Origin of the sequence: Clostridium sp. (assembly GCF_047718555.1) — a bacterium.
Classification (GTDB): domain Bacteria; phylum Bacillota; class Clostridia; order Clostridiales; family Clostridiaceae; genus Clostridium_I.
This window is the reverse complement of record NZ_JBDNRK010000032.1, coordinates 19,959-45,569: the sequence shown is the minus strand read 5'-3', so window position 1 is coordinate 45,569 and position 25,611 is coordinate 19,959. Positions and strand designations below refer to the sequence as shown.

Genomic DNA, 25,611 nt, shown 5'->3' with positions numbered 1-25,611 from the left:
CGCTTTCACAGAGTGCGTGGGAGACTTACGCCAAGTTAGTCAGGTTAAAAGTCTTTTACAAAAAATAAAATACCGTAAATTTAACTTTGCGGTATTTTATTTATTCTATTGTTGCTTATGTTCAACAGTATATCTTAAAACAGTTTTTAATTTTTTTTCATTTGTACACACAAATCTTCACTTAGTATCTAAGTGATACCTTTAAAACATCAAGTTGAAGCTTCTTTTTTCAAAAGCATCCTAATACCAAAATATATTAACAGTAATCCTACAGCTATATTCAATATTTTTATTACATCGGCTGAGAGAAATTCTTTGGCGAAACTTCCTATGAAAACAATTATAGTTAAAAAGAATATCGTGGGTAATACTGCTCCAAATCCAAATAAGTAAATATCTTTTCTTCTCATATTTCCTTCTACTACTTTAGTTGAAAATACACCTGTCCAAAAAACTATTGTGAGAGGACTTGAAATTGTAAGGATAACTGTACGAATAAAGACATTATTTGAATTAGATATATTTTGTGTACCTAAGCTAGGTAAAAAATTAATATTAAATTGGCTTAAAACTGTGCTTAATCCAAAAATGAATAAAATAACAGCACCAAATATTTTTAAACCAACCTTTATATTCTTTTTATTAATTATTGAGGCTATGCCAAGAATGGCAAGAATAATAAAAAGCCCATCAATTAAAGCAGCACCAAATACGCCTGTCTCTGCTATGTAAAATCCTTTTAAGGATGCCATTTGAAATATAAAAATACAGACAGGCCCTATTGCGAATTGCAGCAGCATACCAAATTTAAAACCCTTGAAAAGCATTTTGACATCTTTTAAATTAATTATGTCCATAATAAATGTCTCCTTACTTATAATTGTTATTTCTCCTCTTTTCATAATTTATTGCAAATGATAAATTATCTTTTATATAAGTTCCCCTGCCGCTTTATCTACGATGAGAGTTACATTATTATGCAGCTGCAATATTGAAGCCGGCACAGCAGTGGATATTTTACCTTTTACAGTTTTCTCAATCGCAGCTGCCTTTTTTTCTCCACTGGCAAGTAAAATTATAGCTCTAGACTGCATTATTGTCTTTATTCCCATGCTTATTGCCTTAGTTGGAACTTCCTCCGGGGAATCAAAAAATCTTGAATTGGATTTTATAGTTTCTTTTTCTAATTCAACAAGATGAGTTCCAAGTTCAAAACTTGTATTTGGCTCATTAAAACCTATATGTCCATTAACACCTATACCTAATACTTGAATATCAATTCCACCTGAAGCCTTAATTTTTTTCTCATAATTAGAACATTCTGCTTCAATGTTTTCAGTCATACCATTAGGAATATTTATATTTTCCCTTCTCATATTTATATATTTAAAAAAATTATTCATCATATAGAAATAATAACTATTTCCATTATCTCTATTAAGGCCATAATATTCATCTAAATTAAATGTCTTTACCTTTGAAAAATCCAATTCTTTATCCTTATACATTTTAATAATCTCTCTATACATGCCAAGTGGTGTATCCCCTGTAGCTAGTCCAATTACACTGTTATTTTTCAATGCTATTTGACTTGCCATAATTCTAGCAGCTCTCATACTCATATGTTCATAATTATCTGCTTTTATTATTTTCATCTATATCACCTTCCTATTTATATGGTTAGTGTAAAATTTTTCACACTATTTCTTTTAGATTTTCTTTATATATCAAGGGTTACAGAGTTTTTTTCAAAGAAAAAAACAATGACCCCCTAATTTCATGTTATAATTGAATCTCTCACAAACCAAAAATAAACACGAAAGGTTGTCATTGTCTTGGATTCAATTATAACTTATTTATTTTCACATGCCTAATCCATCACTTTCTCCAATTTAATAGCATACTTATATACTATTAAATACTAATTTGATAAAGGAGCAAAAAATGTGAATTTTAATGGATTAACAGGTAAAATTATAACACCTTCTGATAAAGAATACGATATTTTAAGGCTTGAATACAACCTAAGAATAAATAAATTTCCTCTAGCTATTGTTTATTGTTATAATCCTATAGACGTATCAAATGCCATAAAATGGTGCAGAAAACACCATGTCGGATTACGTATTCGTACCAAGGGTCATCATTACGAGGGCTATTCAACGGATACAGATGTTTTGATAATTGATACAAATTATATGAATGGAATTAATATTAATACAGAACATAATATTGCAAAAATTCAAGCCGGAGCAAATTTAGGGACTATATACGAAAGACTTGCTAAGCTGGGTTATGCCTTTAATGATGGAACATGTCATACTGTTAGAATTTCTGGCTAAGAACTGCAGATAAAAAGATCAGCTGTTTCGCCGGTATTAACAAGGAAGGCATATATTTAAATGGATTTTTTTATGGACCACCAAATAGATTTAAAGGCACAGGAAGATTTGTATATAGAATTTTATCCAAAAAACTATTGGAAAATTAATTGATTATGTGGATAATAGTCCTGGAAATGATAGCTGTTATATTAGACTATACTCTTTAGGTGGTACAATAAAAGAATTACCTAGTAATTATTAAGCATATTACGGCAAAAATTACAATTATCTTAAGAGGATAAACAGAATCTATGACCCACATAATATATTTAAATTTCAACAATCAATAAAACCTTAACAGCTTAAAAAATGTATTAATCCTGCTCTATCGTTTGGTCTAATAATTTTTGTCCTATTCCATAACCTCTTGCTGCAACATCTACAAATAGTTTCATTATCAGCTGTTGCAGCTTATTTAAATATTCTTCATTAAGGAACTAAGCTAACAGCCGTAGAATATATTTTCTCTATTAGTTCCAATGCTCCTCTATAACCAACATAAGAACGTATAATGACAACCTCATTAGTAACTGGAAAGCTTGTTTCAATTAAAAACCCATTAATTTGCCTACTTACGTCTTTTTCCCAAGATGTTCCTAATATTACTGGAAACTGCCCACCAAATTCTATTTCTTTTATCTTTTCAATTACTGTATAGCCATCCTCAATAAATTCAACATCACTGGGATAATCATCTTGTAGGTTATTGTATTCTTCAATAATTTTATCTCTATATTTTTCTAATGGATTATCTGTAATAAATTGCTTTGCAGGAATTAAACCCATTTGATTAGCTAAAAAGTTATTCAATGCCAAATTATAGAGACTATCTCCAACTACAACATATTTTGCTGGTAATCCATAAAAACTTTCTGAATAAAATTCCGAAAAATTCTCCAAATAGTGATAATACCATTTCTCCTCTTTTTCAATAAATTCTTCTGCTCTTTCCTTATCAACACCTGTAAATTCCACAATTTGCCTAAGAACTTTTGATGTTGCATCTGCACCTATTGGCAGAACAGGTATATGTAAAAATGGCTGTCCATACTTTTCCTCTAAGTGTTTAGCTGTATTTAATCCAACCCAAGGTGATATTACTAAATTAAATTCTGCTTTAGGTATATTTTGCCATTCACTTACACCTTCACTTTCATATCCAAATAATATATTAACCTTAAGTCCAATCCCTTCTAATACTCGTTTAATTTCAACTAAGTCACCCCGCCAATAAGTATTAAAATAAGGTATTTCACTCCATACATTAACAGTGCCCCTCTCTTTTTCACCATGATAATCTCCAACATATTGATCAATTATCGATTTAACTACAATTTCATGCCCAATTAGATTATTGCCTTTAAATCCACCCGTTTCTGCATATACAATTGGAATACCCTTTTTTTGAAATTCACCAACAACAGATGCAACATCATCTCCTACAAGTTCTCCTATGCATCCGCTAAAAACTACAAATAGTTCCCCTTTAATAACCTTTAAGGTTCCTTTAATAAGGTTTCTTAACTTGTTTTCTCCTCCAAACACCACCTCATTTTCTCCAGCATTTACACTTGGAATCTCTGCACCACCACCACCTTGACAACCATTTCCTGATGCAAAGCTTGAATGTTGTTTGTCTACACATCCAGGTCCACAGTGAGTAATAGGAACAGCTCCTGGTATTGCAACCACAGTATGAAATGCTCCTAGGGCACATCCATATCTAGGTCCACTAATTGAATTTGTTTTTATATCTAAGTTTTTATTTTCTGACATAACCTTTTCCTTCCTTATATCTCATCTAATATTTCTGGGTGTTTTGCTAGAATTAATGGATCATCCTGTTCTAGCCACCAATCTGTATATGGTAAAGATGCGTGTTTTTTTAAATGTTCATTAAACTTTCTTCGTTGGAGAACCGTTAGAATAGTTTCTGCTATATTAATCAACCCTTCATAAGCTATAGCAGAATTTTCATCTCCTATATTTATAGATGCTACTCCCATCTTTGCTGCAAGAGGAGCAAGCCCATTATGTCTAATAAATATAAAATCTGGTTTTTCTTTTTTAAGTAAAGAATAGAATTGGAACTGTTGCCTATTTCCTACAAAGAATGTGCCAATATCTCCAGAACCATCAACTAATGTCTTTAATGAATCTTGTTTAGTATCTCCACTATCATAAACAGGATCATGGTGGAATACCATTGAACCATTTACTTCAACCCCTAGTTCTCTCAACACTGTAATAAGTCCATGTGCATAAGCAGACCCTGTTGCAACATATCCTTTAACTCCTTTGAACCTTTTTCTGTATTCCTCAAGCTTAGGTGCAATTCTCTTATGTTCCTTTTCAATATAGGCCTCAGCCAATTCTTCCCGATGTGTTACTCGTGCTATTTCTCTAATCCATGCATCAGTTCCAGATAATCCATAGGGCTGTGGAGCTTTTATTTCAGGAACTCCAAATTCCTGTTCAAGTCCTGCAGCCAAATAAGATGATAATGTATAACAAAAGGTTATAGTTGCTGCGGCTTCTGAAAGCTGTGCTAAAGCTTCAACTGTTGTTAAATCCACAGCAAAATTAACTCTTAAATTTAACTCTTTAAAAATTGGTGTATATACATCTGTTCCAAAGAGTGTTATTACATTTACTAAATCTTCTTGTTTCTTAGGATTTTTTCGAACAATTTGTCTAAGTAGTCCATGCTGTACCGCATCAAAACCAGTAGTCCAATGTTCTGCTCTAAATCCCTCACAGCTTAGAGGTATTACAGGAATATTTAATTCCTGCTGTGCTTTAGCTGCAACACTTACTATATCTTCTCCTATTATGGCAGTAGAACAGGAACTTCCAATAAAAATAGCATTAGGTTTATATCTATCCCAAGCATCCTTTATAGTCTGCTTTAATTTATTAGTAGCTCCAAAAACCATATCTCTTTCTAATAAATTAGTACAAATTGTTCTTATATTTTCAATTGGATATCCTCTTCGTGCACATCCTAAACGATACCCCTTATTCATAGCAGTATGTACAACAGAGCACCCTATTGAAGAATGTTGAATTAATACTGCATCTATTACCATCCCTGCTTGGCAATCTACCATTGCCCCCGAACAAGTTGTACCTTGAGTGAAAGGTCCCGCTTCTCCGCATAATTTGCATTTTTTTCCACTACCACATTTTTTTCTTTCACCTTTTCCTCTGCTTTCATACTCTGATGACTTTACTAAATCAGAAGCTTTTCCATTCCAAGATATAATTGTCCCAAGTCTCTGTTCTCTATTTTTTACATCTGCAATATTTAGATTTATTTTTTTTCTAGGCATTTTTTCCTCCTATAATAATTGTTAAAATAAGAAAATTCTAATCATTAAAAGCACAAAAAGGACATACTTTTTTGTAAGCACATCCTCTGGTTTACCAGTGAGATTATAGTTCCCTGTATTCATATATGTTTGCTATTATTTGAAGAATACTATTTATTATTTTATTTGTCAATATATTTTTCAAAGCACACTTCCTCAGTATTTATTAATATGTTTACCATAGTTCTGTATACGATAATAGCCTCTGCTTTCAATATATTTCATATAATTTAATAAACTCATTAATTCTAATTTTGAAATTTTCATTACATATATAGAATCATTAATTATTCGATAGGTAAATAGAGCAAATTAATAATAAAAAAATTATAGTTTTTCTCCAATACAAAACAATTCCGCAAAATCACAAATTACTGCAGCCTGAGGATTATTATTCACCTCATATTTCATCTTTTCTAATCCCTGTTTATAATCAGAATCTTTCAAGAGAGTTAATATAGAAATGTCTCTATTTTCTGCATATGCTAATAAATCAGATACTTTTTGAGTCTTCATATTATACTAATCTGTTCCGTATAGCTGCATACATAATGCAGTCATCAAATTCGCCTTTATGAACTAGATATTGTTTCAAAGTTCCTTCATATTTCATTCCCGCTTTTTGTAATACTCTACCCGATGCTGAATTTTTACTTCTGTGAAATGCCTGCACTCTGTTAAAATAAACGCCTCTGAATGCATATTCAATAACAGCCCTTAAAGCTTCAGCTGCATACTCATTACCCCAAAAGGATTTTCCAATACAGTATTCCACATCTACTCTCTTATTTTTACTATCTACCTGATAAAATGCAATCTGACCAATACTTTCATTAATATCTTTTAAAATTATTGCCCATCTATAAAAATCATTATTATTATACATGGCTGTCCATTTTTTCAGTAGCTGCTGCGCTTCTAAAATAGTATTACATTCCTTTTCCCCGTAATTCTCCTGAACTATAGGATCACTTATCCAATTTTCAAATACACTTGGAGTATCTTCAATTTCAAATTTACGGAGAATAAGTCTTTTTGTTTCTATAGTTTGTGTTCCTGTGTGATTAAGTAACATGATAGGGTCCCCACATTCTTTATAAAAATTATTTAAAATTCATGACTATTTAAAATATAATTATTAACAATTTTAAGCCTCTTCATTCTAATTCTTAGCTTATACATAAATATTATAGTACAGCCTATTAATTATCAATAAAATAATAATCTAATAAACTCATTATATCTAACTTACTTTATAGTGAGTATCTATCAATAAAGTGCCCACTTTTTTTAATTATAATAATGATATACAATTGTAATTATCACATTAATAAAAATTTGGAGGTATTAATTGATGAAAATAATATCCTTTAACGGGAGTCCAAGAAAGAGCTGGAATACAGCAACTCTTTTAGAAAAAGCACTGGAAGGTGCAGCATCAAAAGGTGCGGAAACAGAACTTATAAATCTCTATGATTTAAACTATAAAGGATGTGCAAGCTGCTTTGCCTGTAAAAAAATAGGAAGCAAAAGCTATGGAAAGTGCGCTTTAAAAGATGACTTAAGCCCTATCTTAGATAAAATTGAAGAAGCAGATGGAATTATTTTAGGTTCACCTATTTACCTTGGAAGCATTACTGGTGAGATGAAGTCATTTCTTGAGCGTCTTATCTTTCCATATTTAGTGTATGATGCCGATTATTCTTCTCTTTTTAAAAAGAAAATAAATACAGCTTTCATATATACTATGGGAATAGATGAACAGCGCCTATTAAATTCAGGATATGATAGTCACTTTAATATCAATAAAACATTTCTAGAACGTATTTTTGGAAACTTTGAATCTCTAATACTTACAGATGCATACCAATTTGACGACTATTCAAAATATGTATCTTCAGCCTTTGATCCAGAAAAAAAGGCACAAAGACGTCAGGAGCAATTTCCAATAGATTGTGAAAAAGCCTTTGAACTTGGGGTTAGCTTTGCTACCGCTAAATAAATATCTTATAAGAAAATTTCAAACAATAAGCCTAAATTACCAATGCTGCCTGAAGTAATCAGGCAGCATTGGTAATTTAGCTTCAAAATCTTTCAATTCACGGCTTACAGTCATGGAGTTTATACTCTATTATGCTATATAATCCATCAATACAAAAATAAATTATATTTCTAAGCCGCCCCAGTAAAACTCAGATAAATTAATACTGCATTTAGTATTATTACCATAGCTACTATTATTGCACCCACAACTTTAGTTGATTTCCTGTTTACTAAAGTTCCCATTAAATCTTTACGGTTTGCAATGTAAAGCATTTGAATCATTGGGAATGGAAGTATAAAACTTAAGGCCACCTGACTGAGGACAAGTGCTCTCATGGGATTTATTCCTAAGGCTATTATAATAAGAGCAGGTGCCATAGTTATAAGTCTTCTTATATTTACAGGTATGCTTATATTTACAAAGCCTTTCATAATAGTTTGACCTGCCATAGTTCCTACTGCCGAAGAAGATAGACCAGATGCAAGGAGTGCTATGCCAAAGACTCCACTTGATAAGTATCCAACTAAGGGCTGCATGGATCTATGGGCCTGTTCTATAGTATCAACTTTTATTCCATTCTTAAAGAATACTGCTGCTGATACTATAACCATTGCTGCATTTATAATAAAAGCTATATTCATAGCTATATTTATATCTATTTTTTCCATTTTAAGATGATTTAACTTTTCTTCATCAGAAATATTTTTCCTTCTTTCCAGAACTAAATTAGAATGTAGATATATAACATGAGGCATTACCGTAGCTCCCAACATACCCACTGCTATTAATAGAGCATCTCTATTGGAGAGCATTGGCATTGCAGTGTGTATTCCTACTTGGAGCCAATTTGGCTTTGCGAGAAACAATTCTATAATATAGGCCACTGATATTACTGCAACTAAAACTGAAATTATAATTTCAATGGTCTTTTGACCATACTTTTCCATATAACAAATAATATATGTTATCACTCCCGTAAGAAGTCCTGCATAAAACATAGGTATTCTGAAAAGTAAATAAAGACCTAAAGTGGCGCCAAGAAACTCTGCTAAATCTGTAGCCATAGCCCCTATCTCTGAAATAATCCAGAAAAACCAATTAAGTTTTTTGGGAAAAATCTTAGCACACATCTCTGGAAGATTGCAGCCTGTCGCTATTCCAAGTTTAGCGGACATAGTCTGAAGAAAAATAGCAATAATATTGCTCCATAATATTACCCATATGAGGTCATATCCAAAATAAGATCCACCACTTATATTTGTAGCGAAATTTCCAGGATCCACATAAGCTACGCTGACTACAAAGGCTGGACCAAGAAATTTAATTAATTGTTTTCCTTTATTTAATTCCTTTGATTTTTCTCTATATTTAGTCTTAAAAAAGCCTACTTTATTTAATTCCAAGGCTTCCCCTTGAATATCTTTTCCCTCCTGCATTTAAAACACCATTCCTTCATATTTATATTTAATGCAAAATATTCTCAGCATCTTTGACTTGCTATCTATTTTCATATGATTAAATTAACCGCGGTTAATATTTTTAGGCTTAACTAATATCGCCTTATATAAAATATGAAATTATGACAATGGGTGTTACAAATAGTTAATATTATGGAAAGCTAAAAAGGTAGACTTAATTTGTCTACCTTTTTCACATGCACTATTTTAAACAAGAGTTCACGCTCTTTGACTTATAGCATTTCTACCCTTTTCTGTTATTGACCACATACCTATTTCTACATTACTAGAACAGCAGCTTGATTTACTAGTATCACATTTTGAACAAGTACAAGTTGATGAAGCATCCATTGTATCCTTTTGTATAAATCCAAGTTGTTTTAGCTGTAATAATATTTGTTCTACCATACCTACATCTATACCTAAGTCCGCTGCAATAGCTCTACTGGATGAATACCTTCCACCTTCAGATAACTTTTTTAACACCTTCATTAACATTCCCACAACACTCCTTTTATCAATAAATCTTCACTCCGTGAAAGTTTGTACTCCCGCTAAGTTTAGATTAATTATCACAAAACGATCACAGATATACACTATTAATTGCAATTCACACTCATTCTCAATATATATTTATAATTTATCCTATCTAAATCCTAAAAGATATCCAACCTGATAGAATACAGTTGCCAATACCCACCCAACTACACAAGTATATATTACAACTATAAGGGCCCATTTACCTGAGTTTGTCTCCTTTTTTACTGCTGCTATAGTAGCAACACAAGGTACATATAAAAGAGTCATTATCATGAAAGATAAAGCTGAAAGAGGAGTAAAAGTATTATGTATCGCTGTTATAAGTCCAGCATCTCCATTTACACCATATATTGTTCCTAGAGTACCAACCACCGCCTCTTTAGCCGCAAAACCTGTTACAAGTGCCACTCCCGATTGCCAATTTCCAAAGCCTGCTGGTTTAAATATTGGTGCAATAAAATTACCTATCATTCCAAGTATGCTATGCTCACTACCTGATTCTACACCTGCTGGTAGATTAGAAAGTACCCAAACAACAACTACTACTCCTAAAATAACAGTACCCATCTTTCTTATAAATACAGAGGATTTTTCCCACATGTGTATTAATACACCTTTAGCTGTTGGCACACGATAAGGAGGCAATTCCATTACAAAATATGAATTTTCACCCTTAAATACTTTATCGCTAAAAAATTTACCTGCTAATATTGCCACTACAATTCCTAAAACATAAAGTAAAAATATTATGAATCCACCGGCACTGATAAATCCTAATTTTGTATCAGCAAAGAAGGCTGATACAAATACCGCATAAACTACAAGTCTTGCAGGACATGACATAAAAGGTGCTATTAATATAGCTATCATCCTGTCTTTTCTGCTTTCAAGAGTTCTTGTGGACATTATTCCTGCAACGTTGCATCCACTTCCTATTACAAGGGATATAGCTGTTTTTCCGTGAAGCCCTAAACTGCTCATAAGTTTGTCCATTACATAGGCAGCTCTTGCCATATAACCGCTGTCTTCAAGAATAGCTATAAGGAAATACATTGTAAATATCATTGGTAGGAATACTAATACTGATCCTATTCCACCTATTAGACCATCTGTTATAAAAGAAATTATTAAATCAGGTAGACCTATGCTTTTTAGTCCATCTCCAGCTACAGAACCTAGTGCACTAAAGGCCGTATCTACAAAACCACCTAAAAATCCATTACCAAAGGTTATTGCAAGTTGATACATAAGAAACATTATTAGTGCAAATATTGGTATTCCAAGCCATTTATTAGTTATTATTTTATCTATCTTATCAGAAGTTGTTTCTATATTTTGAATCGCCGATTTTTTTACGCTCTGTTTTACTATCTTTTCTATGTTTTCATATCTTTTATCTATTATGTAAGCATCTACATCATATCCTACTGAAGCGGTTATCTCATCTACGCTCTTTTGCAATTCGCTGCCTAATTTTTTTCTATTATCTTTTGAATCTACATAATTTTTGATATATTCATCATTTTCCAGTAATTTTATTGCAGTCCAATCCCCAGGATACTCCAAAGTTACATCACATTCTTCAATAGCCTTTTCTATTTGCTTTATACCATTTTCTATTTCCACGCCATAATCAATTTTGTAGCTTTTTTTATCAGTACTGTCTCCAAGCTTTACAGCTTCAGATACAAGCTCTTTTATGCCCTTTCTCTTTGTTGCTATTGTAGGAATAACAGGTATATCAAGAGCTTGTGATAATTTAGCTATGTTTATCTTTATGTCTTTTTTCTCTGCTTCATCCATCATATTAAGGGCCAAAACGACCTTAGCTCCTGTTTCTAGAATTTGCATTGTCAAATATAAATTTCTATCTATGTTAGTTGCATCCACTACGTTTATTACTACATCAGGATTTTCCTTTAATATAAAGTCACGTGCTACTACTTCATCATCTGAATAAGCTCCCAAGCTATAAGTACCCGGTAAATCTACTACTTTTACATTTCTTCCCTCAAATTTCAATGATCCTTCTTTTTTCTCAACTGTAACACCAGCCCAGTTACCTACATGCTGCTTTGAACCTGTCAATTCATTAAATAGACTTGTTTTACCACAGTTAGGATTACCAGCTAAAGCTATTACCAACTCTTTACTCATCTTAAGCCTCCATCATCTTTATATAATTGTTCAAATTTCCCTCATCATAACCTTCTGTGCCATTCCTCTTGCTACTACAAGTTTTGTTCCACCAACTTTTACAATTAAAGCTCCAGAGTCATTTTTTACTACTTGTATTATGGCCCCTTTACTAAAGCCCATTTCCATAAGCTTTTTGCAAATTATTTCGCCGCCAACTATGTTGTCCACTTCTGCACTTGCTCCCATTCCAACTGCATTTAAAGGCATACTTACTCTTTCCACAAGCAATCCCTCCTTTGTAAGTTATAATGCTTGTCTAACTTAACGTAGCCAAATTTATTTTTTACCTTGATAGATTTAAAATAATTATTATAATTTCTTTAATATAAAATAATTTCACTTTAGCATTTAATAAATTTATATAACTTCTACTGTAATATCCTTAGCTTCACTTTTTCTAAGACTTAGATTATAACCTCTTACTAATAGTTCTATAGGATCTCCCATAGGTGCCTTTCCTGACACAAGGATTTCTGTACCTTTGACAATACCCATATCCATTATTCTTCTTCTTATTCTGCTTTGAGGATCTACCTGTATCACTTTAACTTTAGAATTAACTTCTGCTTTATCTAATCCAATTTGTGCTGACATAAAATCACTCCTTAATAAAATTTTAACCTGACTAACTTGGCGTAAGTCTCCCACGCACACAGCGAAAGCGATTCACACAAAATCAAAAAAAAGATTTTGGTTCTCTGCTTTTCTTCAAGTGGGAGTTCAACGCCAAGTAATCCATGCATTTGCAGTTCTAAAATTCAGATGGGGTAAAAGAATCCCCACCCGAATTAAGAACTTGCTTCAATATTGATTATCATTATCAATTAATCCTTAAAAATATAGCTGAGATAATATTAATGAATTCTTATTAGCGTCATCTATATCCCCATTGGCTTTAAGAAACTTTTCAGAGTATCTATAGATTAAAGCATACCTGAATTATTAAATCTTTCAGCAATAAGTTTTCAAATAAATCTCAGTAGTAATTGACATTGATTATCACTATTAGAGATAATTATAATACCCAATTAATTATATGTCAATAACAAAAATTGAAACTTTTTGTGGAAATTTATTTTAATTTTACACTATTTTTAATTGTTCAACACTATTCCATATTATATAATATTCTTGGGGGTGTCGTAATTTGAGAAAAAATAGATTAAATAAAGGAAAATACCGTAAAAAGAAAAAATTTATTATTATGATCAGCATGTTTATTGTATGCATATTGTTTGTTGGAGTGGGAGTTGGAATTAAATTTGCTCAAAGGGCAAAAGCCAGTTCAAAAACTGAAAATAATTTTAAAGTACAACCGATTTCTACTGGTGAAAACAAAAGACAAAATAATACTGCAAATGATCAAGGCAAAAATAATGACAAAAATACAGATAATATTAAAAATGTAAGTTCTAATTCTATTGATAATACATCTTCTTCAGATAAAAATAATACTGTAAACAGTGCATCGTCATCAAATAATGGTGGAAATCCTCAGCAATCATCCTCAAATAATACTACGCCACCTAGCGGAGAAAATGGAGGATCGCCTCCACCGCCAAATAATGTAGAACCTCCTAAAAATAAAGTAGCATACTTGACCTTTGACGATGGCCCAAGCACTACTGTTACTCCTGAAATATTAGATATTTTAAAAGAAGAGAATGTACAAGCTACTTTCTTTGTAATTGGAAGCTATGCTGAAAAAAATCCCGATTTGCTAAGACGTGAAAAGGCAGAAGGACATTCTATAGGCAATCATACTTATTCTCATGATTACAATTATATATATGCTTCCACAGATAACTTCATTAATGATTTAAAGAAATGTGATACTGTGATAACCTCCATAGTTGGAGATCACGATAGAAGTCTTATAAGATTTCCTGGAGGATCCTTTAATAGACAATCCTATAAACAAGCCGCAGAGGCCGCTGGATACCATTATGTGGATTGGAATTGCTTAAATGGTGACGCAGAAGTTTCTCTGGCTTCTGTTGACAGACTGCTGCTGAGATTTAATCAAACTTTTGAAAATCAGGACAAGCTTATAATATTAATGCATGATGCTCCGGCTAAAAAAACTACACCAAAGGCATTACCGCAAATCATACAGACATTAAAAGCAAAAGGCTATACCTTCAAAGGTCTTTAAGATATATTCGTGTTAAAATAATACGCTAAAACTAATAGTGTACATGCATTTATCCAATAATTATAGTTTCAGAAGAAAACCTAAGATTTTCGAATTATTTATACAAGGATAGAACAAAGTTTTTTGTTCTATCCTTGTATTTATGTTATAAATTGTATTTTCCAACAGCAATAAATTATACTTTTATTATGCATTATAATAAAAATTTAACCTTTTATATTCATCATTAACTTCTATTATTTTTATATCTTAAAAATATTTCTTGACTAATTTGTAACTATATTGTAATATTTGAATATATAAATACTATAATATATTTTAAAGGACGAGTGATACCATGGATATGAATACAACTTCCAATGATTTTAATGAAACAGCAGAGATGCTAAAAGTTTTAGCTCATCCCATGAGACTCTGCATAGTAAAAGGTTTAATAGAAAATGGGGGCTGTAATGTAAGCCATATGCAGGATTGTCTTGGAATCCCTCAGTCTACAGTTTCGCAGCATCTACAAAAGCTTAAAACTGCAGGAATTATAGAGGGAAAGAGAAATGGTCTAGAAATCAATTATACTGTTTGTGACGAAAAGGTAATTAATTTAGTAAATACACTATTTGACTAATAAAATTCGCTGAAAACCAAATTAAAGAATTCTGGAGGTGCTTATATTATGGAAAAGAAAATTTTAATTGTAGGCGGCGTTGCTGGTGGTGCATCAGCAGCTGCCAGACTTAGACGACTAGACGAAAATGCAAAAATAATAATGTTTGAAAAAGGTGAATATATCTCCTTTGCCAATTGTGGATTACCTTACTATATAGGTGAGACAATTAAAGATAGAAAAAAACTTATTGTTCAAACTCCTGAAAATATGGTTAAAAGATTTAATATAGATGTAAAAACGAATAGTGAAGTAATAGACATTGATACAGATAAAAAATTTGTAAAGGTAAAAAGTAAAGATAAGGGCATTTATGAAGAAAGCTATGATTATGTAGTACTTTCTCCTGGTGCAAAGCCAATGAAACCAAATATAGATGGTATAAATAGCGAAAAGATCATGACCCTTAGAAATATTCCAGATACAGATAAAATAAAATCCTTTGTAGACAATAACAATATAAAAAGCACTGTAGTTATCGGTGGCGGCTTCATTGGAGTTGAAATGGCTGAAAACTTAGTACAGAGAGGAATAAATGTAACTTTAGTGGAAGCAGCACCCCATATATTAGCTCCTTTTGATACTGATATGACAGTTATGGCTGAGAAAGAGCTTGAGAGTAATGGAGTTAATTTAATATTAGGAGATGGCGTTAAAAGTTTTAAGGATACTGGAAACAACATGGAAATTCTACTATCAAGTGATACAAAACTCACTGCAGACCTTGTAATTTTAGCTATTGGTGTTGTTCCTGATACAAATTTTGTAAAAGAAAGTGGAATTAACCTAGGAAAAAAAGGTCATATATTAGTTGATAAGAATATGAAGACAAATATAGATAATATATATGCCTTAGGTGATGCTGTAGAGATAAGAGACTTCGTAAATGGGCAAAGTACAGCTATACCTCTTGCAGGTCCAGCAAATAAACAAGGAAGAATTGCCGCAGATAATATATCCGGTCTAAACAAAAGATTTAATGGAGCTCAGGGTACTGCTATCATTAAAATTTTTGGATTAACTGCTGCAAGTACTGGAAACAACGAAAGAACTTTAAAAAGATTAGATATACCTTATAAGGTTATTTATGTTCATCCAGTTTCACATGCATCTTATTATCCTGGCGCATCCCCTATTTCAATAAAACTTATTTTCAATGAAAAAGGAACTATACTTGGTGCCCAGGCTATGGGATATGATGGTGTTGATAAAAGAATAGACGTCATTGCTTCAGTTATGAGGCTTAATGGTACAATATATGATTTAACAGAGCTTGAACTAAACTATGCACCACCATTTTCATCTGCAAAAGATCCTGTTAATATGGCAGGTTTTACTGCTGAAAATGTATTAACTAGGAAAAGTGATGTTATCACCCCAACAGAACTACGTGATTATGATATGTCAAATTCTATATTAGTTGACGTACGTTCTGAACTTGAATTTGATAATGGTCATATAGAAGGAGCAATAAACATTCCTGTAGATAATTTAAGAGAAAGATTAAGTGAACTAGATAGAAATAAAGAAATCATTGTTTATTGTCAGGTTGGTCTTAGAGGCTATGTAGCTGAAAGGATACTTAAGCAAAAGGATTTCAAAGTCAAAAACTTAACTGGAGGATATAAAACCGCATCCATGCTCAATTATAAACCAAAGAAACTTAACTTTAATGATCAGGAATTAAATTCTGAATCGATGAAAGAAGTAGCAGCAACTGAAGGTAAAACTAGCTATAACAAAGTTTTAGATGCCTGTGGCTTATGTTGTCCAGGACCTTTAATGGAAGTAAAAAAGTCTATGGATGAATTAAAAGACGGAGAAACTCTAAAGGTTACTGCTTCAGATCCAGGCTTTTATGAAGACATAAAATCTTGGTGCTGTACTACTAATAATGAGCTTATTAATTTAAATAAAGATAATGCAAACATTACAGCTTTAATCAAAAAGAATTGTGAAAACTTAGAGAAAGTAGTCTCTAATATATCTACCCCTCCTGCTAATACCAATAAAACCATGGTAGTATTCAGCGGAGATCTAGACAAAGCTATAGCTTCCTTTATAATAGCTAATGGAGCAGCAAGTATGGGTAAAAAGGTCACTATGTTTTTCACCTTCTGGGGACTTAATATTTTAAGAAAAAATGAAAAAGTATCCGTTAAAAAGGGTCTTATAGAAAAGATGTTTGGAATAATGATGCCAAGAGGCAGCAAAAAGTTAAAATTATCAAATATGAACATGCTGGGTATGGGCGCTAAGATGATACGTGGTGTGATGAAAAATAAAAATATAACTTCTCTTGAAGATTTGATGAAGGCTGCTATGGCTAATGGTGTTGAAATAGTTGCCTGCCAAATGTCCATGGATGTTATGGGAATACAAAAAGAAGAGCTTATTGATGGCATTAAGATAGGGGGTGTAGGTTACTATCTAGGAGAAGCTGAAACTTCAAATGTAAATCTGTTTATATAATTTCGAAATACTATAATTATCAAGATATTTTAGCTTAGATAACTTATCAATATTAATAAATAGGCTGTCTCACGATGCATATCTATCCATTGTGAGACAGCCATTTTATTATCTAATGCGCAATCATATTGATACTATCTAAATTTACAAAATCTTTTCAAGGAAAGCTTTCGTTCTCTGCTCTTTAGGGTTTTTAAAAATCTCCTCTGGAGTTCCCTCTTCTAAAATTTTTCCTCCGTCCATAAATACAACTCTATCTGCTACTTCTCGTGCAAAGCCCATTTCGTGAGTTACGACTATCATAGTCATCCCCTCTTTTGCAAGATCCTTCATAACATTTAAAACTTCTCCTACCAGTTCAGGATCTAAAGCAGAAGTTGGTTCATCGAAAAGCATTATGTCAGGCTGCATGCAAAGTGCTCTAGCAATGGCAACTCTTTGTTTTTGACCACCGGAAAGCTTTGAAGGATAAACAGAAAGCTTGTCACTTAGTCCTACTTTTTCAATAAGTTTTTTTGCCCTTTCGGTAACTATATCTCTACTTTCCCTTTTAACAGTGATTGGAGCCTCTATAACATTTTCAAGCACTGTCATATGAGGGAATAAATTGAAGCTTTGAAAAACCATACCCATCTTTTCAATTGCTTTTCTCATCTTCTTTTTATCTTTTGCATCCAAAATTTCACCTTCAACAGAAACTGTACCACTTTCAGGTACTTCCAAATGATTAAGACACCTTAAGAATGTACTTTTTCCAGAACCAGAAGCTCCTATTATTACTAACACTTCTCCTTTTTTTACGTTCATATTGAGATCTTCAAATACTTTAAGTTTACCAAAGCTTTTGGAAAGTCCTTTTATTTCAATCATATTCATTTATAACACCTCTTAGTATATAGATAGTTTCTTTTCAATAGCTGAAAAGATTGAAGTAAATAACGTAGTCATTACAAGATATAAAATAGCTGCTATAAGATATGGTCCTACTACATTACCGGAAGAAGACACCAAAAGCTGTGCTTTTCTCAAAAGTTCCTCCATAGCTATAACGGAAACCAAAGATGTATCTTTAATCAAAGCTATAAATTCATTACCTACAGGGGGAATGACTATTCTAAAAGCCTGAGGAAGTATTATTCTTTTCATTGTCTGAAAATAAGTAAATCCAAGGGCTTTTGAAGCTTCAAATTGACCTTTATCTATAGCCATTATTCCACTTCTTATAATTTCACCCATATATGCTCCTGAATTTAAACTGAGTCCAATTACTGCCGCCTGCATGGATGTAAGACTTATACCTATTACTGGGAAACCGTAATAAAATAGAAATAATTGCAGTAAAAGAGGAGTTCCCCTAAATATCCAAGTATAAAAATTTCCGGCAGCGGCAACAGCTTTGTTGGATGAAAGTTTTATCATTGCAATAACTACACCTATACAGCTTCCTATAACAAGGGACATGAAAGTCAGCTCTACTGTAATAAGTGTACCCTTCAATAAATCTGGTACTATATTTTTTAAAGTATCTAAATCCATTATGAAATTCTCCTTTTATCTATAGTTAAAACTAAGGTTCATTAAGGAATTCTAAGGTAAGGCATTCCTCAATTATAAGCAATAAGCAATAAGCAATAAGCAATAAGCAATAAGCAATAAGCAATAAGCAATATTAATTATACTAAAATTATTAAGCTAATAACAGTAAATAAATCTAACTTAGTGAATTTTTCACTAAGTTAGATTTATCCATTAATTTCAATTATTTTTTGTCTTTATATATGTCGTTACCAAACCATTTTTCAGATATTTTTGACAGTGTTCCATCCTGTTTAAGCTCATTTAATGCCTTTTGGTATGCATCTCTTAATTCAGTATCATTCTTTCTGAAAGCAACACCTATTGGCTCTTCGTTTAATGCTGAACTCAATCTTTTAATTTTATCTTTCTGACTTGAAATATAGTAATCTCCAACCTCTGGGTCTGAAACAACAGCTTCAACTCTTCCATTTGCAAGATCCATGAAAGCATCAGTCATTGCATTATACTTTTTAACTTCTTTTAATCCTGACATTTTGCTTAAAACATCCTGTGAAGTAGTTCCAACTTGGCAACCTATAATTTTACCCTTTAAATCATCACCAGTTTTAATTGTTGTATTATCTGTCTTTACAAATATAGAACTTCCACCATATATATATGGATCTGAGAAAATCATATTTTTCTTTCTATCATCTGTTATACTAACGCTTGATTGTATAATATCAAACTTCTTTGAATTTAGAGCTAAAAATATACCATCCCAAGCTGTTGGAACATACTTAGTTTTAACACCAAGCTTTTTAGCAACTGCATCTGCAACATCTACATCAAAACCAACTAATTTACCATTCTTATCCCTAAACTCCATTGGAGGATAAGTATCATCTACTCCTATTACAATTGTTCCTGCACTTTTTATATTGCTTAAAGTGCTGCCACCACTATTAGAAGATGTATTACTTTTACCACAGCCAGCAAACACTGTAGCACTTATTATTAGCCCAATTAATAAAGCTGCAATTTTTTTCATTTAAAGACGCCCCTTTTTATGTAATTTTAACAATTTAATATTTCCATTGTATTATATAAAAATATTTTTAAAAATACAAGTGCTTTATTAACAAACAATTAAAAAACTATCCATCATTAATGGATAGCCTTCTTTTTATATTTCTTTCCTGCGACCTCTACATTACTTATAGTTACCAGAGCATCCTTATCAAAATCATAAACTATAGATTTGAGTTTTGCTAACTCAAGTCGTGATACAACTACATACAAAACACTGGTTGGAATACCCTTATAGGCACCCTTTCCATCTAAAAGAGTTAAACCTCTTCCAAGTCTAGCCATTATGGCCTCTGATATTTCTTCATATTCTGATGAAACAATAGTCACTGCTTTGGATTCATCCAGACCTTCTACTACAATATCAATAACCTTAAAGGCTATAAAATATGCTATAAGTGAATACATGGCCCTGTTCCATCCAAAGATAAATCCTGAAATTCCCAATATAAATAAATTAAAAAACATAACAATTTCGCCAATTGAAAAGCTTACTCTTTTATCAAGTATTATTGCAACTATTTCTGTTCCATCCAGTGATCCACCGTTTCTTATAATCAATCCTACTCCAAGGCCTTGAATAATTCCACCAAAAATAGCTGCAAGAAATATATCATTAGTTACTTCCCTAATAGGAGTAAAGAAAGATACACCTATAGATAGACAAAATACCGCAAACAAAGTAGCTAAAGTAAAAGTCTTACCGATTTGCTTGTACCCTAATACAAAAAAGGGTACATTCAATAAAAATGTAAACACTCCTAAAGGTACTTTTGTCAGATAGCTTGCCATAATTGATATACCTACTACACCACCATCTATTATGTTGTTAGGTATTAAAAATGTCTCTAATGCAATGGAAGATAGCGTTGCCCCTAACATTATAAAAAGTATTCTACTAATATTATTATAAATATTTTTGTATTTTTTTTTCATCCCATTTCCCCTTATAAATTTTTTGAATTTTCTCACTTAATATTATATAGGAAAACCTGATGCTATTCAAATTAATTATTTTCATATGCCTTAATCATCTTATTGGATTGTGAATTGTCACAACCTTTGTTTCGTCCTGAAAATCTAATTCTATCTTTAGCTCTGGTATGGAATCTGCCACATTATCCATAACATCATCCCTAGATATTATTCTGATACCATAATCCATAATCTGCTGAACAGTTCTGCCGTCTCTTGAAGCTTCCATAAGTTCTGAAGTTATAAGAGCTACTGCTTCCTGATAATTTAATTTTAAGCCCCTCCTCATTCTTTTTTTAGCCAAGCTTCCTGCATAATGCAGCATAAGCTTTTCCATTTCTTTATGCATTAACTGCATATTAATTCCCCCTTGTTTTTTATCCGATTACTACCCACTCTAATACTCCCATATTTTTCAAAGTGGAAGTAAAGAGTGTCTACGTCCCTGGATAACGATTGCTAAGCATCAGGTGGAATAAAAACTTCACCTGATACAAAGCACTCTGTTTATACCCTTCGGCACTAACTTATATTACCATAAATTACTAAATTTATATATATATTCAATAAATGTTTATAAGAAAACTTTATTGATATCTGCATTAAATAAAAAAACCACTGACAAAATCAGATTATCAGCAGTTTATCGGGATAAACTATTAAATTAAGCTTCTTTTTTTATATTGTGAAAAAGTCTTTCATAGCAATAGGTTATTATATCGCTTCTTTTAATTATTCCTATAAATATATTATTGTCATCTACTACCGGCACAAAGTTTTGATTTACAGAAGTGGCAATTAAATCCTCTATATCAGAATTTATATGCACTGGTTTATTAATAGTATGTCTTGGTATATCTTCTAACTGAACCTTACTGGTATCTTTAAATTTTAAATTTGGTGTATTTTTCATTTTCCAAAGTAAATCACCCTCTGTTAAAGTTCCTACATATACCCCTTTTTCATCTATTATAGGGATTGCACTATATCTGTGATATTCCATTCTCTCCAGAACCTGCCTCATGGTGGATGTTATCTTCTCACATATCACCTCGGTTTTTGGAGTTAAAAAAAATGCTATATTCATATTATTCAACCTCTCTTTTTGCGTTATTTAAACGATTTCATCACTATCTATTATATTTACTGATCTTTAGTAAAAGAAACTATCATTACAAACAACTATATATTTCTATTTGTTTTTCTATACTCATTATAACTCTAATTTTCTATGAAATTCAATAAAAGCTTCTTTAACTTTATGTAAAAGGTCTTTTCTCACTACAATACAATAATACCATTTTATTCCACGAAAATCAATTAAAATTTTTGCTGCTAATTAAATTTTATATTAAATCATCAAAAAAGTCACCTATTTTTTAAACATTAAGCAATTTTAACATTAAGATCATTAACATATTAATTGTAGAAAATATTCTTTGCCTTCACATAAATATGTAACACTTTTGTAATAAATAAAAAAATCATTTTCTTATTAAACTCTTTTTATTGTATTAAGGCATATTCAAATAAATAACTAGTCAGTATGCTAGTCTATTTTCATATGCCTAATATATAACATTATGACTTTATTATTGACTTTAAAAGTACTATTGTTAACTTTAGAAATATTACTTGTATTTTAAAGAATATTCTAATAAACTAAAGGAAAGTAGAACTGAATTACTATAAAATTTTAATTCAATTTTACTGATTTAACTAGAGAATAATGAAATAATATGCTATACAATTTTAAAATAAAAAAGAGGTGAACTATCGTAATGAAAAAACTTGATTCAACTAAATTCTTAAATCAATCAACGGATATTGAAAATCTAATAAACCAATTAAATGCAATTAGAGAAGATTTGCTGAGCATGACAATTGACACCAGAGAATATTTGCACAATTATCCTGAAAACGTTTTAGATAGCGTCCAAAATTTACTTTATTATTTAGCTCTACGAAGCCACGACATACGATTTCTGCAAGTTCAACTATCGAAGATTGGGTTATCCTCTTTAGGAAGAACAGAATTAAATGTATTACAATCCATAGATGCAGTACTTCATTTACTATATCAGTTAAGCAATAATTCCTATATTCCTTCTAGACTGGATTCTTTTACTACTTTGAAAAAAAATGGGAAAGAACTCTTAAAAGAGCACACAGATGCTTTACTTGGTCCATCACCCTCTGAAAGAGAAGTACGAATAATGGTAACAATGCCTAGTGAGGCAGCTGAAGATTATTCACTTGTCTATAATCTTTTAAAAAGTGGTATGAATTGTATGAGAATTAATTGTGCTCATGACGATGCAAAGGTTTGGTCTCAAATAATTGAAAACCTTCACAAGGCAGAAAAGGCTACAAATCTTTCCTGTCGTATTATTATGGATTTAGCTGGTCCAAAGCTCAGGACTGGATCACTTGAGTCAAAACCGACGATATTAAAAATACGTCCTAAGAAAAATAATTCTGGTGAAGTTATTAGGCCTGCTAGAATTTGGCTAACTAAAAACGATACTACAAAACCTCCTTCTATAAAATCAGATTTCTCCTTAACTGTAGAAGAAAGTTGGCTCTCTCAGCTTTCAAAAGGTGATGAGATATTTCTTAAGGATTCTCGCAATAAACTTCGCAGCATGAAAATTACTGATGCATTTGAAGAGGGCTGTTTAGCTAAAGCTAAAAAAGCCATGCATATAGCTTCAAATACTATATTAACAGCTATATGTAAAGACGAGAATTCTGTGGAATTTAAGACATCAGTGAAGAATTTACCCCTCAAGGAAAACTCCATACATCTAGAAGCTGATTATATACTTGTTCTAGAGCAAAATTTGGATTATGGCAGGCCTGCAATTTTAAACAATAGTGGAAAGGTTATCATTCCAGCAGCAATCGGCTTCCCCTTCCCTGAAATTTTCAAGGACATAAGAGAAGGAGAAAGTATATGGTTTGATGATGGAAAAATCGGAGGCATTATATATAAAGTTGAAGCTGATAAAATTTATGTTAGAATAACTCAAACTCGCTCAGGTGGTAGTAATCTAAAAGGTGAAAAGGGCATTAATTTACCTGACAGCAATCTGCAGCTAGCTGCCATGACTGAAAAAGATGTGGAAGATTTAAAGTTCATTGCTGCCCATGCAGACATTGTAGCACTATCCTTTGCTAACAGCGTACAGGATGTAAAGCTTCTCCGTGAACATCTAAACGCTATTTCCAATGAAAAACTTAGCATTGTGCTTAAAATAGAAACTCAACGTGGATTTGAAAACTTGCCTTCCATGCTTTTAGAACTTATGAAATTGCAAAATTGTGGAATTATGATTGCAAGAGGTGATCTAGCCGTAGAATGTGGTTTTGAGAGGCTGGCAGAGGTACAAGAAGAAATACTTTGGATATGTGAAGCTGCACATGTTCCTGTAATCTGGGCCACTCAGGTTCTTGAAAACATGGCTAAGGAAGGAATCCCATCTAGAGCAGAGATAACAGATGCTGCTATGGGAGAAGGTGCTGAGTGTGTAATGCTTAACAAAGGAAATCACATAATAGATGCTGTATCAGTACTTGACGATATTCTAAAAAGAATGGAAAGCCATAAAAATAAGAAACGTTCCATGATGCGCAGATTAAGTCTTGCCTCCAGATTTAGAGAACAAAATTCTATTACCTTTAAGAGTTAATTTTTTATTCATATACCGATATCCATAAGTTTGCTGAAAACACATATAAAAGTGTTTTCAGCAAACTTATGGATAAGAATTCTAATATTAAAAAGTAATTATGGAAAGAATATTTATTAACAAAATTTAAGGAGTTTTAAGCTTATGGAGAATTTTACTATTAAATCAAAAGAAAAGATTAATTTAAAAGACTTTAACCCGGAATATACTAATGAATCATCTAAGGACAGCATCAAAGAGGAATATTTACAATTACAAACAAAATTTGAAGAACTTCAAGATATATTTTATGCATCAAAAAAATTTGCACTGCTCATAGTATTACAGGGAATGGATTGCAGCGGAAAGGATGGAACCGTAAAAAAAGCACTGATGGGAGTAAATCCAAATGGATTCAATGTAGAAAGTTTTAAGCAACCCACTCCAGAAGAATTAGGCCATGACTATCTTTGGAGAGTGCACAAAGCAGCCCCCCAAAAAGGTGATATAACTGTATTCAATAGATCTTATTATGAGGATGTACTGGTTACAAGAGTTCATAATATTATAGATAATGAAACGGCTCTCAATAGATTTACACAGATAAATAAATTTGAAAAATATCTTGTAGACAATCATACAGTAGTAATAAAATTCTTTCTTCATATATCAAAGGATTTTCAAAAGAAAAAGCTTGAAAGCAGACTGGAAAATCCTGAAAAGCACTGGAAATTTTCTGCTGCAGATCTTGCTGAAAGAAAGTTTTGGGATAAATATCAGCAATACTACGAAGATGTTATCAACAATTGCAGTACAGAAGAGGCTCCATGGCATATTGTGCCTTCAAATAATAGATGGTTCAGAGATTATATTGTACTGAAGACCATAGTAAATAACCTAGAAAAATTAAACTTAAGGTATCCTGAAATAGATGGAAATATACAGGATCTAATAAGACAGGTTAAGGATAGTGATTAGAATATCACTGTCCAGTTTTAACCTGACTAACTTGGCATAAGTCTCCCACTTCTTCAAGTGGGAGTTCAACGCCAAGTAAGCCATGCATTTGCAGTTC

Annotated in this window: 25 protein-coding genes; 8 read left to right on the top strand and 17 right to left on the bottom strand. The window is 31.9% G+C overall.

Annotated features, from left to right (window positions below; translation table 11 throughout):
* Positions 1-209: 209 nt before the first annotated feature.
* Positions 210-857: a LysE family translocator gene (locus tag ABF633_RS13290; RefSeq protein WP_415524366.1), complete on the bottom strand. Its 648-nt coding sequence runs from the start codon at positions 855-857 to the stop codon at positions 210-212.
* A gap of 72 nt (positions 858-929) precedes the next feature.
* Positions 930-1,655 (bottom strand): glucosamine-6-phosphate deaminase, encoded by a 726-nt coding sequence (nagB, locus tag ABF633_RS13285; protein WP_415524364.1) that lies wholly within the window; start codon positions 1,653-1,655, stop codon positions 930-932.
* A gap of 291 nt (positions 1,656-1,946) precedes the next feature.
* Between nagB and ABF633_RS13280 the strand changes: the two genes are divergently transcribed.
* A complete protein-coding gene (locus ABF633_RS13280; protein WP_415524362.1) occupies positions 1,947-2,342 on the top strand; it encodes an FAD-binding oxidoreductase in 396 nt (131 codons plus the stop codon).
* A 280-nt stretch (positions 2,343-2,622) separates the two neighbouring features.
* Positions 2,623-2,682, top strand: coding sequence for a hypothetical protein (locus ABF633_RS13275; RefSeq protein WP_415524370.1), 60 nt, complete (start codon positions 2,623-2,625; stop codon positions 2,680-2,682).
* Between the two features lie 131 nt (positions 2,683-2,813).
* On the opposite strand, the gene ABF633_RS13270 is transcribed toward ABF633_RS13275, so the two are convergent.
* The 4 genes from ABF633_RS13270 to ABF633_RS13255 form a co-directional block, all read right to left on the bottom strand.
* Positions 2,814-4,160, bottom strand: a complete 1,347-nt coding sequence (locus ABF633_RS13270; RefSeq protein WP_415524360.1) for a nitrogenase component 1 — start codon at positions 4,158-4,160, stop codon at positions 2,814-2,816.
* A gap of 14 nt (positions 4,161-4,174) precedes the next feature.
* Positions 4,175-5,716: a nitrogenase component 1 gene (locus ABF633_RS13265; protein WP_415524358.1), complete on the bottom strand. Its 1,542-nt coding sequence runs from the start codon at positions 5,714-5,716 to the stop codon at positions 4,175-4,177.
* A gap of 366 nt (positions 5,717-6,082) precedes the next feature.
* Positions 6,083-6,271, bottom strand: a complete 189-nt coding sequence (locus tag ABF633_RS13260) for a hypothetical protein (protein WP_415524356.1) — start codon at positions 6,269-6,271, stop codon at positions 6,083-6,085.
* Position 6,272: 1 nt separating this feature from the next.
* Positions 6,273-6,830 carry a GNAT family N-acetyltransferase gene (locus tag ABF633_RS13255; RefSeq protein ID WP_415524355.1) on the bottom strand — a complete coding sequence of 186 codons (558 nt, stop codon included), beginning with the start codon at positions 6,828-6,830 and terminating at the stop codon, positions 6,273-6,275.
* A 279-nt stretch (positions 6,831-7,109) separates the two neighbouring features.
* On the opposite strand from ABF633_RS13255, the gene ABF633_RS13250 reads away from it, so the two are divergent.
* Positions 7,110-7,757 carry a flavodoxin family protein gene (locus ABF633_RS13250; RefSeq protein ID WP_415524354.1) on the top strand — a complete coding sequence of 216 codons (648 nt, stop codon included), beginning with the start codon at positions 7,110-7,112 and terminating at the stop codon, positions 7,755-7,757.
* 170 nt (positions 7,758-7,927) lie between these two features.
* Here the strand turns inward: ABF633_RS13250 and ABF633_RS13245 are convergent, their stop codons facing one another.
* The 5 genes from ABF633_RS13245 to ABF633_RS13225 form a co-directional block, all read right to left on the bottom strand.
* Entirely contained in the window at positions 7,928-9,235 is a 1,308-nt protein-coding gene (locus tag ABF633_RS13245) for an Nramp family divalent metal transporter (protein ID WP_415524352.1), read from the bottom strand.
* 240 nt (positions 9,236-9,475) lie between these two features.
* Positions 9,476-9,754: a transcriptional regulator gene (locus tag ABF633_RS13240; protein WP_415524350.1), complete on the bottom strand. Its 279-nt coding sequence runs from the start codon at positions 9,752-9,754 to the stop codon at positions 9,476-9,478.
* Between the two features lie 147 nt (positions 9,755-9,901).
* Entirely contained in the window at positions 9,902-11,953 is a 2,052-nt protein-coding gene (gene feoB / locus ABF633_RS13235; protein WP_415524348.1) for a ferrous iron transport protein B, read from the bottom strand.
* A gap of 30 nt (positions 11,954-11,983) precedes the next feature.
* Positions 11,984-12,217 carry a FeoA family protein gene (locus tag ABF633_RS13230; protein WP_415524346.1) on the bottom strand — a complete coding sequence of 78 codons (234 nt, stop codon included), beginning with the start codon at positions 12,215-12,217 and terminating at the stop codon, positions 11,984-11,986.
* 135 nt (positions 12,218-12,352) lie between these two features.
* The gene (locus tag ABF633_RS13225; protein WP_415524345.1) at positions 12,353-12,589 is read right to left on the bottom strand and encodes a FeoA family protein; all 237 of its coding nucleotides are present in this window, start codon (positions 12,587-12,589) and stop codon (positions 12,353-12,355) included.
* Positions 12,590-13,142: 553 nt separating this feature from the next.
* On the opposite strand from ABF633_RS13225, the gene ABF633_RS13220 reads away from it, so the two are divergent.
* The 3 genes from ABF633_RS13220 to ABF633_RS13210 all read left to right on the top strand — a co-directional run bounded on the left by ABF633_RS13220 (position 13,143) and on the right by ABF633_RS13210 (position 17,283).
* The gene (locus ABF633_RS13220; RefSeq protein WP_415524344.1) at positions 13,143-14,150 is read left to right on the top strand and encodes a polysaccharide deacetylase family protein; all 1,008 of its coding nucleotides are present in this window, start codon (positions 13,143-13,145) and stop codon (positions 14,148-14,150) included.
* Positions 14,151-14,493: 343 nt separating this feature from the next.
* Complete coding sequence (locus tag ABF633_RS13215) at positions 14,494-14,772, top strand: ArsR/SmtB family transcription factor (RefSeq protein WP_415524368.1); 279 nt, start codon at positions 14,494-14,496, stop codon at positions 14,770-14,772.
* Positions 14,773-14,820: 48 nt separating this feature from the next.
* Positions 14,821-17,283 carry a CoA-disulfide reductase gene (locus tag ABF633_RS13210; RefSeq protein WP_415524342.1) on the top strand — a complete coding sequence of 821 codons (2,463 nt, stop codon included), beginning with the start codon at positions 14,821-14,823 and terminating at the stop codon, positions 17,281-17,283.
* A 144-nt stretch (positions 17,284-17,427) separates the two neighbouring features.
* Here ABF633_RS13210 and ABF633_RS13205 read toward each other — a convergent pair whose 3' ends face one another.
* The 6 genes from ABF633_RS13205 to ABF633_RS13180 all read right to left on the bottom strand — a co-directional run bounded on the left by ABF633_RS13205 (position 17,428) and on the right by ABF633_RS13180 (position 21,952).
* Complete coding sequence (locus ABF633_RS13205; protein ID WP_415524340.1) at positions 17,428-18,159, bottom strand: amino acid ABC transporter ATP-binding protein; 732 nt, start codon at positions 18,157-18,159, stop codon at positions 17,428-17,430.
* A 12-nt stretch (positions 18,160-18,171) separates the two neighbouring features.
* Positions 18,172-18,819, bottom strand: a complete 648-nt coding sequence (locus tag ABF633_RS13200; protein ID WP_415524338.1) for an amino acid ABC transporter permease — start codon at positions 18,817-18,819, stop codon at positions 18,172-18,174.
* 223 nt (positions 18,820-19,042) lie between these two features.
* On the bottom strand, positions 19,043-19,852 hold the full coding sequence (locus ABF633_RS13195; protein WP_415524337.1) for an ABC transporter substrate-binding protein: 810 nt from the start codon (positions 19,850-19,852) through the stop codon (positions 19,043-19,045).
* Positions 19,853-19,968: 116 nt separating this feature from the next.
* Positions 19,969-20,826 (bottom strand): YitT family protein, encoded by an 858-nt coding sequence (locus tag ABF633_RS13190; RefSeq protein WP_415524336.1) that lies wholly within the window; start codon positions 20,824-20,826, stop codon positions 19,969-19,971.
* A 94-nt stretch (positions 20,827-20,920) separates the two neighbouring features.
* Positions 20,921-21,223: an urease subunit gamma gene (gene ureA / locus ABF633_RS13185; protein WP_415524335.1), complete on the bottom strand. Its 303-nt coding sequence runs from the start codon at positions 21,221-21,223 to the stop codon at positions 20,921-20,923.
* A gap of 306 nt (positions 21,224-21,529) precedes the next feature.
* A complete protein-coding gene (locus ABF633_RS13180) occupies positions 21,530-21,952 on the bottom strand; it encodes a CBS domain-containing protein (RefSeq protein WP_415524333.1) in 423 nt (140 codons plus the stop codon).
* 694 nt (positions 21,953-22,646) lie between these two features.
* Between ABF633_RS13180 and ABF633_RS13175 the strand changes: the two genes are divergently transcribed.
* The gene (locus tag ABF633_RS13175; RefSeq protein ID WP_415524331.1) at positions 22,647-24,557 is read left to right on the top strand and encodes a pyruvate kinase; all 1,911 of its coding nucleotides are present in this window, start codon (positions 22,647-22,649) and stop codon (positions 24,555-24,557) included.
* 144 nt (positions 24,558-24,701) lie between these two features.
* Complete coding sequence (locus ABF633_RS13170) at positions 24,702-25,514, top strand: PPK2 family polyphosphate kinase (protein ID WP_415524329.1); 813 nt, start codon at positions 24,702-24,704, stop codon at positions 25,512-25,514.
* Positions 25,515-25,611 lie beyond the last annotated feature (97 nt).

Coding starts and splice junctions, on each gene's coding strand:
- ABF633_RS13290 (WP_415524366.1), bottom strand. CDS start 857: ATGGACATAATTAATTTAAAAGATGTCAAAATGCTTTTCAAGGGTTTT.
- nagB (WP_415524364.1), bottom strand. CDS start 1,655: ATGAAAATAATAAAAGCAGATAATTATGAACATATGAGTATGAGAGCT.
- ABF633_RS13270 (WP_415524360.1), bottom strand. CDS start 4,160: ATGTCAGAAAATAAAAACTTAGATATAAAAACAAATTCAATTAGTGGA.
- ABF633_RS13265 (WP_415524358.1), bottom strand. CDS start 5,716: ATGCCTAGAAAAAAAATAAATCTAAATATTGCAGATGTAAAAAATAGA.
- ABF633_RS13260 (WP_415524356.1), bottom strand. CDS start 6,271: ATGAAGACTCAAAAAGTATCTGATTTATTAGCATATGCAGAAAATAGA.
- ABF633_RS13255 (WP_415524355.1), bottom strand. CDS start 6,830: ATGTTACTTAATCACACAGGAACACAAACTATAGAAACAAAAAGACTT.
- ABF633_RS13250 (WP_415524354.1), top strand. CDS start 7,110: ATGAAAATAATATCCTTTAACGGGAGTCCAAGAAAGAGCTGGAATACA.
- ABF633_RS13245 (WP_415524352.1), bottom strand. CDS start 9,235: ATGCAGGAGGGAAAAGATATTCAAGGGGAAGCCTTGGAATTAAATAAA.
- ABF633_RS13240 (WP_415524350.1), bottom strand. CDS start 9,754: ATGTTAATGAAGGTGTTAAAAAAGTTATCTGAAGGTGGAAGGTATTCA.
- feoB (WP_415524348.1), bottom strand. CDS start 11,953: ATGAGTAAAGAGTTGGTAATAGCTTTAGCTGGTAATCCTAACTGTGGT.
- ABF633_RS13225 (WP_415524345.1), bottom strand. CDS start 12,589: ATGTCAGCACAAATTGGATTAGATAAAGCAGAAGTTAATTCTAAAGTT.
- ABF633_RS13215 (WP_415524368.1), top strand. CDS start 14,494: ATGAATACAACTTCCAATGATTTTAATGAAACAGCAGAGATGCTAAAA.
- ABF633_RS13210 (WP_415524342.1), top strand. CDS start 14,821: ATGGAAAAGAAAATTTTAATTGTAGGCGGCGTTGCTGGTGGTGCATCA.
- ABF633_RS13205 (WP_415524340.1), bottom strand. CDS start 18,159: ATGAATATGATTGAAATAAAAGGACTTTCCAAAAGCTTTGGTAAACTT.
- ABF633_RS13200 (WP_415524338.1), bottom strand. CDS start 18,819: ATGGATTTAGATACTTTAAAAAATATAGTACCAGATTTATTGAAGGGT.
- ABF633_RS13195 (WP_415524337.1), bottom strand. CDS start 19,852: ATGAAAAAAATTGCAGCTTTATTAATTGGGCTAATAATAAGTGCTACA.
- ABF633_RS13190 (WP_415524336.1), bottom strand. CDS start 20,826: ATGAAAAAAAAATACAAAAATATTTATAATAATATTAGTAGAATACTT.
- ureA (WP_415524335.1), bottom strand. CDS start 21,223: ATGCAGTTAATGCATAAAGAAATGGAAAAGCTTATGCTGCATTATGCA.
- ABF633_RS13180 (WP_415524333.1), bottom strand. CDS start 21,952: ATGAATATAGCATTTTTTTTAACTCCAAAAACCGAGGTGATATGTGAG.
- ABF633_RS13175 (WP_415524331.1), top strand. CDS start 22,647: ATGAAAAAACTTGATTCAACTAAATTCTTAAATCAATCAACGGATATT.
- ABF633_RS13170 (WP_415524329.1), top strand. CDS start 24,702: ATGGAGAATTTTACTATTAAATCAAAAGAAAAGATTAATTTAAAAGAC.